This window comes from Paenibacillus sp. MABNR03, assembly GCF_050455445.1.
Taxonomy (GTDB): Bacteria; Bacillota; Bacilli; order Paenibacillales; family Paenibacillaceae; genus Paenibacillus; species Paenibacillus xylanilyticus.
On the sequence record NZ_JBCIYR010000002.1, the window covers coordinates 488,390 to 501,140 of the forward strand.

The following is a 12,751-nucleotide window of genomic DNA, read 5'->3' on the forward strand; positions in this document are numbered from 1 at the left end:
ATAAAAAAGAGGGATTTAGGCTCAAACTAGAGGTAGATCACAGTATTTCGACATACGAAAGGCGGAAAAGAAATGAAACACAGATGGAAAACATGGTTGGCAAGTGGTATGACAGCCATATTCATATTAGCGGTATCGGGAAATGCTGTCTCTGCCAGTTCGGTAAAAAAGCCCGACAGTACTGACCAGAAAACCCCAGCTGCCTCCACGAGTGACAAGCATCCGTGTATACAGGCAGGGCATGGATTATTTATGATTGGGGAAACCGCTGATCTGCTCGGAATCGGGTTAAGAGACCTGAAAGAGCAGATGGAGCTTGGAAAGACGTTGACTCAGATTGCCAAGGAGCGTAAGGGCCTTAGCGAAGAACAGTTACTGCAGAAGCTGAAGCCCTCTCTTGCTAAACGTCTGGATCAAGCAGCGGCAGATGGCTGCTTAACCAAGGAGCAGGTCTCCGCAGCCAAGGCTGGCATGGATGAAAAGCTGAAAAAGGTCATCAATACCCCGCTCAGAGAGCTGCGGAGGGAATTTGCAGGTCATGGAAGAAAGCATCCTTCCTTGAACCACAAGACGATTGCCCAATTTATCGGCATCACTCCCGAACAGCTTCAGGAACAATTGAAAAGCGGCAAGTCGCTTGCTGAAGTTGCCAAGGCACATGGGATCAGTGAAGCACAATTAATTGATAAGCTAAAGGAGCAATTGACCGGTGACCTGCAGCGGCTGGTGAACCGTAAGGGCGGGACACACCAGGCCCCACGGGAGCAAGCGCCAGGGCACCCGGCTTCGACCGAGTCTGATTGATCTATGTATATGCAGGGCGCCAGTCTTCCTTGGAAGACTGGCGCCCTGTCTTCGTCAATTCGTATTAAAAGCCAAGATTACCGAATGTTGTTTGGCCGGCGAGGTCTACACAAATTCCAACGATCCTAGCTTGTTTCCCTGGAATGGCTTGCACGAATCGGTGTAACAGGCCCGGGTGTTCTTCGGGGATCCATTCCATCCAAACCATGAACAGGCGAGTTGTGTTTTCTCTTACGCTGCAGCCCAACGGTATAGCGGGAACCCGGTAACCGTGAAAGTCCGCAGCTAATCGCCAGCGCTATGGCTGCCGTCACCAGGAATGACAGCAGGGTTATCGGCAAATGCCAGCCACCCAGCTGGAGTGGTCTGGTAAAATAGGCGATTGCATAGATGATTAATGCATGCACGAGATATCCGCCGAAAGAATAACGGCCGATCCAGGTCAGCAAGTTCAGAAATTTCGTTGTTTTGCCCCTTAAAAGGATAAGGAATCCATACAACATGAACATTTGCGCCATGATAATAATGAACGTTGTCGGCTTCAGATATGTCGATATATTCAGATTGACGACATCTCCTGATCCTCTCAGCACATCGTAACCCAGCCAGATGTACATGCCAATGAATACACTTACCATCCACGGCAGTGCCCGAACGCTCCAGTTTCTCCATGTATCCACGGCCCATGCACATACCGCGCCCAGCAAAAAGTAGAACCAGTACATCACCCAGGAGTAGGAACGATACTCCAGCAATGTCGACCAGGGCTGAGAAAGGGATGCTGCCCAGCCGCCCATGTCATAATAGGACCATTTCATCAGCAAGCCATATATTCCCGCTGCAAACAGAACAAGGAACAGGACGGAACGAATAGGTGTTATCCTGGTTAATTTAATGATCTGACGATATACCAACTGGACTCCGATCCAAAACAGAGGAAATAACACGTAAAACTGAAAAATCATAATGACAAACCAGAGGTGATACCCTGTCTGCGGGATAAAGAATTCACGGATCAGGCTGCGTACATCGAGCGTACCTGAGGTCCAAAATTCAGGCGTGAAAATGCGGACAGACAGCCAGTAGATCAGCGTCCAGAGGACAAACGGGACATAGATATCTCCGAACCGTTTACGGATGAACCGGGTGTATTCCGGCCTGGCCTGACGATGATGATAAAAGAGCATTACACCGGACAAAAACACAAATGTCGGCGTTCCGAACCGGGTCAAATGATAGATCATGGTCAGCATGATGGAATCCGGTTGTTCAATATCCGAACGATAGATATATTCGGCGATGTTGTGCTGCATAACGATGGCGAGAAACGCGATCCCCCGCAGCTGCGTCCACTCTTCTATACGCGGTTTACCCAAGTGTGGACCGCCTCCTTCCAACATACATGATCATTAAAGGTTACTCTTTCAACATTAAGAGGAGATTAAATGGTGAAAATAGGATAAAAAAAACGGCAGCCATTAAGGCCACCGTCATTATGTTTATTATTGCTGCGCCTGAGCATCTTCATCAAACAGATTTTGAATATAGGCCTGGAGTTTGCTCTTATCTACACCCAAGACTTGAGCAGAACCTGCTAGCTCGTTGGTTAACAGTTTATTTGGCGGAATCTGCTGTTTGTCCACTTCACTCACGTTAATATCAAACCCGAGTGAGGCCAGCTTCAGCATCTGTGTAGGGCTGAGATCTGTCTCAATATACGGAGCAACAGCCTCCAGGATGTCCGGAATTTTAAAGAGTGACGTGGTACTTTGCAGCTTTTTGGCGAGCTCGGTCATGAAGATTCGCTGCCGCTCGGTACGGGTGAAATCGGAGGTGGCATCATGCCGGAAACGCACATATTGAAGGGCCGTTTTGCCATCCATGTGCTGAAGTCCTTTTTTTAGATCAATATCGTACATATGTTTATCAGCTTTGCTGGTGTAATACATGTCTTTTTCCACATCAATATCTATACCATCGACAGCATCGACAAGAGCCATAAATCCGATGAAATCGGTGTATACGTAATGCTGGATCGGGATACCGAGCAGATTGCTTACGGTTTGTTTGGTCAATTCTGCGCCGCCGTAGGAAAAGGCAGCGTTAAGTCTACTTTTGCCATGTCCGGGAATATCCACATACGTATCTCGCAGGACGGAGAATAAATGCGCCCGTTTGGACACGGGATCAATGGAAGCCACCATCACGGAATCCGAGCGTCCTGCATCGTCACCTCTGGAGTCACCCCCGAGAAGCAGGATGTTTACACGTTCCTTGCCTTCCCACTTGGGAATTGGAGTCGTTGAAGTGTCGTTGCCAGGGTCTGTCTGAGGAGTGGATGTGGACGATGAGGAAGTACCTGAAGCGGTTGAGATGCTATTGGCAAAATGAACAATGGAATATCCGTAATATACAAGGACACCCGTTACGGCAAGTGCCAGGGTCAGGGTCGTCCCCCACAACCATTTTTTAAGCATAATCTTCACCTTTCTATTGTTGAACTGATATGTAACCCAAACCATTTTAACAAAAAGTAAGGAAAAAGTCCTCTTTGATTTCGAATATTCGGTCAGTAGTCGTATTGTTTGACAAATAGTTGGTGGGTATTATAGTGTAAAAACGAATCACGTTTTATGTAATGGAGGTATGAACACACTTATGAATCAATCTGTCTTTAACTGGATCAATCAGTTCGCTGACCAGGTTCCGCTTCTGGACTGGTTCATGATTACTTCAGCCGAATATGCAGTGTGGGTTATGATTGCCCTTCTGGTTATGGTCTGGTTTCTGGGTAATCCGTCCAAGCAGCGTATTGTCTTTTATGCATGTGTAGCTTCCATTCTGGCCCTTGGTCTGGCCAAGTGGGGCATTTCCCCGGCAGTAGGTCATCCAAGGCCGTTCGTGGAAGGGAATGTGCATCAGCTGGTGCCGCATGTACCGGATCCCTCTTTTCCAAGCAAACATGCCTCGTTTGTATTTGCGCTTGCTGCCGCTTCATTTTTCATCGGACGCCGTTTCGGATTGTGGATGCTGCTGCTTGCCGTGCTGACGGGTGTCTCGCGTATATATGTGGGTGTGCATTATCCGGGAGATATTTTGGGCGGATTTATTCTGGGCAGCCTGGTCAGTATCATTCTGATCACGACGCGTCACTATACCAAGTCGATTCCGGATTTCTTTATCAACATCCATCGGCGGGTTTTTCGGTAGAAATGAATGGATGCCATTGAGTGGGGAAGGGCGTACATTTTACATTAGGGTCTTGAGTTTTTGGCGTTGCCAAAGACTTAAGGCTTTTTTGTTTTTATTTCGAAGTTACATGAAATTAATGAAAATTAAATTCGCATATCTACAATTCATGTCGATAGGTGTCGATATATTATTCATATGTATAGTTTATGGCCAAGTTGGGAGTGGGGAATATGAAAAACACGCGGGGAAGCATGGTGGGGAAAATGAGGTTAACAATTCGTATGAAGTTGTTGGCTGGGTTTCTGGTGGTGGTTGCATTGCTTGCGTTTGTAACTACCTATGCATTGACTCAGATTCAGGGGATGTCCAAAACTTCTGAAGAAATCGACCAGATATGGATGCCCAGCGTTAGTCTGCTTGGCATAATGAATGGTGATGTTTCCGATGTGGAGCGTCAGGCTCTTGCAGCCATTGTTGAGACGGATGAGAATTCAATTGCAGAGATAAGTGAATCCTTGGAGCAGCTGCAAGTCAAGATTGAGGATGAGCGCAAACAGCTGCTTGAGCTTGTTAAGGGCAGTGACGAAGCAAAGGCACTGTATGATACGTTCAGCACCAATTATGATGCCTATTTGGCGAAAATGCCTGAATTTGTAGAGCTGGGTATGGCTAATAATTTCGGGGGAGCCAGCAGGCTTCATACAGAAGCCTATCCATTATGGTATACAGCCAATGATACACTAGCTCAACTGATTACGATGAGTAATGAATTAGCGGGACAAGCTACAGCTGACTCGTTGGATGAAGCCAATAGTGCTTTTATCATCATTTTGGTAGTAACAATTATTGCCTTCCTGATCGCAGTCTTTATTGCATTCTTCATTGCTAGCATTATCTCGAGACCGATTCAAAAGATGAACGCTTCAGCGATGCTGATTGCGAATGGTGATCTAACAGGTGAAACGATCATGCTTAAAAATAAGGATGAGCTTGGCACGTTGGCTGCTTCCTTCAACACGATGACGGAAAACCTGCGTGCGATGATTCAGTCCGTTTCCATGACTTCCGAACAGGTAGCCGCTTCGTCGGAAGAACTGCTGGCGAGTTCAGAGCAAAATACGCAAGCATCCGAGCAAATCTCCGCGACGGTCGAGCAGCTGGCTGTCGGCACTTCGGACCAGGTGAACATGGTGAAACGTTCTTCCCAGGCGATGAGTGAGATGGCCATCGGTTCGGAACAGATTGCAGAGCTTGCTCAGAGTGTATCCGTATCTGCTGTGGATGCAGCGAATCAATCGGCTGAAGGGAATATGATTATCCAGCAGGCTGTGGATCAAATGGGATCGGTTCGTACTTCCATTGCTTCACTTACTGAGCTCGTTACAGGGCTGGGAGAACGTTCTGCTGAGATTGGCAGCATCACAGAGGTAATTAACAACATCGCCCGTCAAACCAACCTTCTTGCATTGAATGCCGCGATTGAGGCTGCACGTGCAGGGGAACACGGACGAGGTTTCGCCGTTGTTGCCGGAGAGGTTCGTAAATTGGCTGAAGAATCATCGGAATCCGCGCAAAAAATTACGGAACTGGTACAGCTCATTCAGAATGATACGAACCATGCGGTACAGGCGGTAAAAGTGAACAGCAGTGAAACCGAAGCCGGAATAGAGATGGTTACTGCGGCAGGACAAGCCTTTGAGCAAATCTCGGAAGCAGTAAACAAGGTCGCTGGAGAAATTCAGGAAGTATCTGCCGGATCGGAAGAAATGTCAGCAAGTACGGATGAAGTGGTTCGGTATGTGGACCAAATCTCCAACATAGCTGAAGAGGCATCAGGCGGAGTACACAATGTCTCTGCGGCAACCGAAGAACAGCTGGCTTCCATGGAAGAGATTGCATCTTCAGCAGCTTCTCTTTCCAAAATGGCAGAAGAATTGCAGGAACAGATCAACAAATTCAAAGTATAGAAACTACCAGAGACGGTTACTTCATGCGCGCGATCAGGCGTCATGAGTAACCGTCTTTTTTGCTCTAAGGTAATTTTGACCTATCTATTTTTCGAGAAGAGAAGGAATGCCTGAAGTAGCTGTTAGGAATTTGAATCAATAAAGCGGCAGTTTCTGTTGATTTTGGACGTAGTAATGTTTACCACTTATGGAAATTAGCATTGCGATGATGGGTATATGGACCTATATCATGATTTAGTTGAAATAAACTACCCGTAACGGTTGGAAACGAAGTGGTATCAAATAGTTACAATATTTTAACCTTTAGAAAACACTTCATATTCCTGCTGTTTTCCATGTGGATGACGGTTTCATTCCTGATTCTTAGTGCTCAAATGGCCTGAGATGAATACAGGACTTTGGTCTGATGATCGCAATGGACAGCCCGTTTACAATGGGGCAAGCCCGGAGAGAACGAAGCCAGGTTAAAATTCTGTAACATCAGGGGGAACACGACATCATGAACTGGAAAAGCAAAATCATTACCGCAAGTCTAACAGCAACGATGCTGATGGGAAGTCTGACAACAGGAGTACTAACGGCACCGGTTTCCGCAGCAGCTGTTGAACATTCCAAACTGAAAGTAATCTGGGGAGTTAACATGCGTACTTCACCATCATCTTCTGCTGGCGTTGTTCGTATGGTACCAAAAGGGGAGACTGTTACCGTACTTAAAAAATCCGGATCTGCATGGTATAAAGTACAAGATTCCAGCAATCGGACAGGCTACATATCCTCTTCTTCAAAATACACAAAAGCTGTTAGCGGCAGCACAACGACTTCCGGTTCGGGCAGCAGTACTTCTGAGACAGGCAGTGCAGCTGTAGAGAAAGTTATTGCCGCTGGCATGAAATATTGGGGAACACCTTATGAATTCGGAGCGAGCAGAAACAGTACCGCTACGTTCGACTGCTCCAGCTTTGTCCGCCAGGCATTTATCGATGCACTCGGAATCAAGCTTCCTGCAGATTCACGCCAGCAGGGCACTTATGTAAAAGGCAAAGGTGCCGTTAAGACGGATTGGACTAAACTGAAGCGTGGGGATTTGATGTTCTTTATGTCGTATAAGGGCACGAAAGCTTCCTCTTACGCTGGGGTTAACAAGTCTACTGCAAGAATTACGCATGTCGGAATCTATCTTGGAGACGGAAAGGTACTGCACACCTATTCCAACGCTGGTGGCGGAGTAACGACCAGTGACATCTCGGGTAAGCACTGGGAATATCGTTTCCTCTATGGCGGAAGTGCACTGTAAGATCAGCAAAAGGCCAATTTCGAAGCTCACGCAGAATAAATAGGATCGTGTGACAGGAAATTTGGATACAGCAAAGGACCTTCCATCATTGCCGAAGACGGCAGATGGAAGGTTTTTTTGGTCCTGTTTTTAATCCTGGTAGTAGAGACGGAACATAATATCCTGATTATAGTTACCGAATCCTTCACCGTATAAGGTAAGGCCGCCCACATGCTGCGCGTCCTCCTCAACAGACAGCCGCAATGTCCATTGATTGCGTTCCACCGGAATATCCGAAAGTGTGACTTCAGAGACACGCTGCCCATCAATAAACGTTCCTTCCTGGGTAATTCGCAGCACCTTCAGCATGCCGTATTGATTGACACTCTCACTCCACCAGTCAGGGGTAAATACACCCCGTCCATTCCCCGAATCACCCGGGCTTGTCCATTCACCCACAACTATTCCATTGAGCATAAAAGTAATATCCGAGGGCCAATTCGGATTGACCGAGGGCGCTTCAGAACCGATCTCCAGAGAAAGTTCAATGGAGTTGATCTGCTGTCCGGATAAAATGTAGTTTGGAATTTTGTATTCCACAAATCCGCGTCCAAACCAGAGAATATGCGCATGCATCCGTTCCGGGTCCAGGAAGTAACGCGGATCGTCGTATTGCCCGATCACATGGCTGGACGTAGCCAGACCACAAGTGGGATATACGTCAAAATGGGTGTAATGTCCGACGGGAACGGCAACTTCATGAACCTTGCTGGATGTTCCGGTTTCCTGCGGCATGGAGATGCCAATCCAATCAATGGCAAGGCTGTTCATTTTGTGAGTACCACCATCCTTGCGGACCATCTTGGACTGGATGATGCCTACATCCTGCAGCTTTCGAACGTGCATCGTTACAATCGCACTGCTTAGGCCAAGAGAAGCCGCAATATCTTTTACGTTCATCGGGTTCTCCGCAACAAGTCGTATAATCTGCAAACGGACCTCGCTGGCGAGTGCTTCATATAGGGGCAGCCATTCTGCATCAGTATTTGCTCTAATCAAGGGGGTTCCTCCATTATCAAATTCTAGAATTAAGTTAAACATAAATTCATCCAAAAGAATAACATTTTTAAAAATTCAGGTTGAAATTGGCGTTATAATCGATTTTAATATAAATATGAACGTTGATCCATAGATTATCAATTAATTTTTATATTAATCTTAAGGAGCTGAACTTCACGATGGTAAAAGCAAAAATGACGGTAGACAAGGATTTCACAATTGGTGTAGTTGACAAACGTTTATATGGTTCATTCATTGAGCATCTCGGACGTGCCGTATACGGCGGTATTTATGAGCCAGGACACTCCTCGGCGAACGAGGCGGGATTCCGTACGGATGTGCTGGAGATGGTCAAGGAGCTGCAGGTTCCGATTGTCCGTTATCCTGGGGGAAACTTTGTATCCGGTTACAATTGGGAAGATTCCGTAGGCCCGGTGGCAGAACGTAAACGCAGACTTGAACTGGCCTGGAGAACCATTGAGACAAATGAATTCGGTTTCAATGAATTTGTGGACTGGTCCAAACTTGCAAATTCAGAAGTGATGATGGCCGTCAATTTGGGAACAAGGGGTGTGGATGCAGCCCGGAACATCGTGGAGTACAGCAACCATCCGGAAGGTTCGTATTACAGTGATCTGCGGATCAAGCATGGTTACAAAGAGCCTCATGCGGTCAAAACATGGTGTTTGGGTAACGAGATGGACGGCCCATGGCAGATTGGTCACAAAACGGCAGAAGAATATGGACGGGTTGCACTGGAAGCGGCCAAAGTCATGAAATGGACAGATCCCACCATTGAACTGGTTGCCTGTGGTAGTTCATCGCTTGGCATGCCGACGTTCCCGGAATGGGAAGCGACGGTGCTCGATCATACCTATGATCATGTTGAATACCTGTCTCTCCATCAGTATTACGGCAACGCGGATCAGGATACACCAACGTTCCTGGCGCGTTCACTGGAAATGGATCGGTTTATAGAGACGGTTATGGCGACCTGTGATTATATCAAAGCGAAGAAGCGCAGCAAGAAAACGATGTACCTGTCCTTTGATGAATGGAACGTATGGTACCACTCCAACGAGAGTGACAAGAAGCTGGACCCATGGCAGATTGCACCTCCACAGCTGGAGGACGTATACAACCATGAGGATGCGCTGCTTGTCGGCTGTATGCTGATTAGCATGCTCAAGCATGCGGATCGTGTGAAGATGGCTTGCCTGGCACAGCTGGTCAACGTTATCGCTCCGATCATGACGGATACGGGTGGTGCGGCCTGGAGACAGACGATTTTCTATCCGTTTATGCACGCTTCCGTATTTGGACGCGGAACAGCGCTTGTGCCGCTGATTCAATCTCCGAAATACGATACCAAACAAATTACGGATGTTCCGTACCTGGAAGGTATTGCGGTTCATAATGAAGAGCAGGGTGAAGTGACTGTGTTTGCCGTAAACCGCCATCTGGAAGATGCACTCCAGCTTGAAGTGGATCTGCGCAGTTTTGGTCAATGCAGCCTGCTGGAGCATATCGTGCTGGAAAGTGATGATCTCAAAGCAGCGAATACCGCTGCACAGCCGAATCGCGTAGCTCCACATAATCGTGGTGGTGCAGAAGTGTCAGGTACCCTGGTTACCGCAAGTTTGGCGAAAGCTTCATGGAACGTCATTCGACTGAAAATTCAGCAATAGAATTGAAGGTTCAAGATAAAAAGACTGGATGCGAATCAAACGCATCCAGTTTTTCGTTTTTAGGGTGACTTTCAATTCCCGAAAGTTCACAACTTCGAATCAAAAACAAAGCTTTCGCCATCCCGGGGAATGAGCACCTGTTCGTGCAATTGTTCGGAAGCCAAATAACTGGAGAGGTCCGTGCGGGACATCATGCAGTGATTAATGGCATCCATATGAACAGCAATGACATGCGCATCCGGTGCTTGCCTTATCACTGCAGCCACATCAGGACCGTCCATGGTGATCGGATCGCCATGGGTAAAACGGGCGCCTCCCGCATTCACAACAATCACTTCGGGTTGATAGCGCCGAATAGCCTCAGCCGGTTCGTTACACCAGATTGTGTCCCCTGCAATATACGATACGGGTTCCCCATCTGCCTCCAGTACAAAACCGGACACCTTACCCATCCGTTCCCCAATTTCTCCTGTACCATGCTGCCCAGATGTTCGTGCAAAACGAACCGAGTGGTATTCATGCTTCTCATCCACAGCAGTAACGTTGGTGAAGCCGGCTTCGGTAAATACATTCTCATCCCCTGGCTGACACAGCAGGGGTACATCCTTGCGAAGCTGCTCCGCAGCGGCTGTATCCCAATGATCCACATGGGTATGAGTAACAATGACCAGATCCGGACTCGTGTAATCTGTCTCTGTTTCCGGCAAGGAAACCCTCGGATTACGCAAATCATTAGGTGTGTCAGGAAAAGCAGGCATGACCTCAGGGTCCATAAACATGGGATCAACGAGGATGTTCAGATTTCCATATTCCAGCCATAGGGTGGCATGTCGAATCAATTGAATTTTCATTGAACCTGCACTCCTTCAAGATGTAATGATATTCTCCTATATGTTATACAACCCGTTTTCGCGGTGAATAACACGCCGATACAATATTTACATGAGATAGGTAATGTTCAATCTGCCCAAAAGAAAAACATGCCGCACTGCAGCGCAGGCGGCATGTATAGGCATTCGTTTATCCTGAGATGGCTGTGTCACCGCCGGCTTCCCGTGCATGGGTGTACAGATCCGCGTAGATACCTTTGGCTTCAATCAGATGCTGATGAGATCCTTCCTCGACAATTTCCCCATGCTCCATGACCAGAATACGGTCGGCGTGCATAACGGTAGACAGGCGATGCGCGATGACGATCGTGGTTCTTCCCTGAGAAACGGTTTCCAGCGCTTGTTGCACCAGCTGTTCCGTATGGGAATCCAGATTGGCCGTAGCCTCATCGAGAATGAGGATTCGTGGCTGGAATACCACAATCCGTGCAAAAGAAATCAGCTGGCGCTCCCCGGCAGACAGTCCGCTGCCGCGTTCGGAGAGGCGGGTATCATATCCCTGCGGTAGCCGTGAGATCATGACATGTGCGCCGACAAAACGGCAGGCTTCAATGGCCTGCTCTCTCGTAATATCCTCGCGAAACATGCGGACATTGTCAATAATGGAGCCTGAGAACAGGAAAGGTTCCTGCTGAATAAGTCCCACGATCCGGTGAAGTTTGGCTTGAGGCAGCCGCCGAATGTCTATGCCATCAATTTCGATGCTGCCCTGATTAACATCGTAGAACCGATTAAGCAGGGAGATCAATGTGCTTTTGCCAGCTCCCGTTGTTCCCACAATGCCAACCATTTCCCCTGGATAGAGGTGCAAATTCAGATGTTGAATGAGTGGGCGGTCTGCCCGATAACCGAACGACACATCGTTAAAATCAATTTGCCCCATCACGTCACGTGGCTCCAATGAGGAGGCCGTTCCGGTTTTCGGATCAGCGACTTCCGGACGGGTATTCAGAATGTTCCAGATTCGATCCATGGAAACGGTGGTAGATTGGAACGTATTCCATTGCATTGTAATTTGGTTGATTGGCTGAAAGAACTGGCGGATATAGCTGATAAATGCGTAGAGCACCCCGACCTGCAGCGACTCACCTAGCACGGCACGTCCGCCAAGCCAGACCATCATCACCAGAGCCGCATTACCCAGGATGTCAAACGTTCGGTTAAAGATGACATTGGAGCGGGCCTGGGTAATGTTGGCCTTTAAGTGAAGTTTGTTTTGCTCCGTGAAGCGTTTCTTCTGTTCTTCTTCCTGATGGAAAACCTGAATCAGAAACATGCCGGACAGATTCTCCGCCGTAAAAGCAATCAGACGGGAGAGACGGGTACGGGCATTCTGATAGGCTTGGCGCAGCTTGCTGCGAAACAATACCGCAACGATGGCAATCACAGGCAGTACAATCAGGGAGTACCCTGCGAGTACCGGATCAAGCTGGAACATAAAGAAGATAATGAGCACCAGCATCATGCCATCCCGAATCAGGCTGAGCAGAACCTGGGTGAAGAAGCTGCTGATCGTCTCCGTGTCACTGGACACATTTGTGACCAGGCTGCCAATATGGAAGCGGTCGAAGAAGGACATGGACATTTTGGAGATATGCCGGAAGAGGTCTTTGCGAATGCGAGAGACGATGTTCTGCCCGACATGCTGCAGCAAGTTATTTTGTACATAGGTGAAAATAAAGCTGATCACGGCCAGTGCCAGATAGACGGCTGCCAGTTTTACGAGAAATCCCACGCTGGTCTGGCCAATCGCCAGATGGTCATCAATGGCTATTTTGACCAGATACGGCTGAAGCAGGTCGGCAGAGATTCCGAGCAAGGAGCATAAGAAGATACCCAGAAAGGCGAACCGATGTGGCTTGGCGTAACCCATCATCG

General features: G+C 47.9%; 10 protein-coding genes. 5 read left to right on the forward strand and 5 right to left on the reverse strand.

Going from position 1 to position 12,751, the window contains the following annotated elements:
• The first annotated feature begins 72 nt into the window (after positions 1–72).
• On the forward strand, positions 73–804 hold the full coding sequence (locus tag AAIH57_RS10785) for a hypothetical protein (protein WP_430021622.1): 732 nt from the start codon (positions 73–75) through the stop codon (positions 802–804).
• Between the two features lie 125 nt (positions 805–929).
• On the opposite strand, the gene AAIH57_RS10790 is transcribed toward AAIH57_RS10785, so the two are convergent.
• Both AAIH57_RS10790 and AAIH57_RS10795 read right to left on the reverse strand, forming a co-directional pair.
• Positions 930–2,180: an acyltransferase gene (locus tag AAIH57_RS10790; protein ID WP_430021623.1), complete on the reverse strand. Its 1,251-nt coding sequence runs from the start codon at positions 2,178–2,180 to the stop codon at positions 930–932.
• 126 nt (positions 2,181–2,306) lie between these two features.
• On the reverse strand, positions 2,307–3,281 hold the full coding sequence (locus AAIH57_RS10795) for an LCP family protein (protein WP_175398109.1): 975 nt from the start codon (positions 3,279–3,281) through the stop codon (positions 2,307–2,309).
• 181 nt (positions 3,282–3,462) lie between these two features.
• Between AAIH57_RS10795 and AAIH57_RS10800 the strand changes: the two genes are divergently transcribed.
• From AAIH57_RS10800 to AAIH57_RS10810, 3 genes are all read left to right on the forward strand, one after another.
• Positions 3,463–4,014 carry an undecaprenyl-diphosphatase gene (locus tag AAIH57_RS10800; protein ID WP_430021624.1) on the forward strand — a complete coding sequence of 184 codons (552 nt, stop codon included), beginning with the start codon at positions 3,463–3,465 and terminating at the stop codon, positions 4,012–4,014.
• A gap of 212 nt (positions 4,015–4,226) precedes the next feature.
• Positions 4,227–5,963 carry a methyl-accepting chemotaxis protein gene (locus tag AAIH57_RS10805; protein WP_430021625.1) on the forward strand — a complete coding sequence of 579 codons (1,737 nt, stop codon included), beginning with the start codon at positions 4,227–4,229 and terminating at the stop codon, positions 5,961–5,963.
• Positions 5,964–6,462: 499 nt separating this feature from the next.
• Entirely contained in the window at positions 6,463–7,257 is a 795-nt protein-coding gene (locus AAIH57_RS10810) for a C40 family peptidase (protein ID WP_175398112.1), read from the forward strand.
• Positions 7,258–7,386: 129 nt separating this feature from the next.
• Here AAIH57_RS10810 and AAIH57_RS10815 read toward each other — a convergent pair whose 3' ends face one another.
• Complete coding sequence (locus AAIH57_RS10815; RefSeq protein ID WP_376768990.1) at positions 7,387–8,292, reverse strand: ArsR/SmtB family transcription factor; 906 nt, start codon at positions 8,290–8,292, stop codon at positions 7,387–7,389.
• Positions 8,293–8,474: 182 nt separating this feature from the next.
• On the opposite strand from AAIH57_RS10815, the gene AAIH57_RS10820 reads away from it, so the two are divergent.
• Positions 8,475–9,983, forward strand: a complete 1,509-nt coding sequence (locus AAIH57_RS10820; RefSeq protein WP_175398114.1) for an alpha-N-arabinofuranosidase — start codon at positions 8,475–8,477, stop codon at positions 9,981–9,983.
• 86 nt (positions 9,984–10,069) lie between these two features.
• Here AAIH57_RS10820 and AAIH57_RS10825 read toward each other — a convergent pair whose 3' ends face one another.
• Positions 10,070–10,834 (reverse strand): MBL fold metallo-hydrolase, encoded by a 765-nt coding sequence (locus AAIH57_RS10825; RefSeq protein WP_430021626.1) that lies wholly within the window; start codon positions 10,832–10,834, stop codon positions 10,070–10,072.
• Positions 10,835–11,003: 169 nt separating this feature from the next.
• Positions 11,004–12,749: an ABC transporter ATP-binding protein gene (locus AAIH57_RS10830; protein ID WP_430022122.1), complete on the reverse strand. Its 1,746-nt coding sequence runs from the start codon at positions 12,747–12,749 to the stop codon at positions 11,004–11,006.
• Positions 12,750–12,751: the final 2 nt, after the last annotated feature.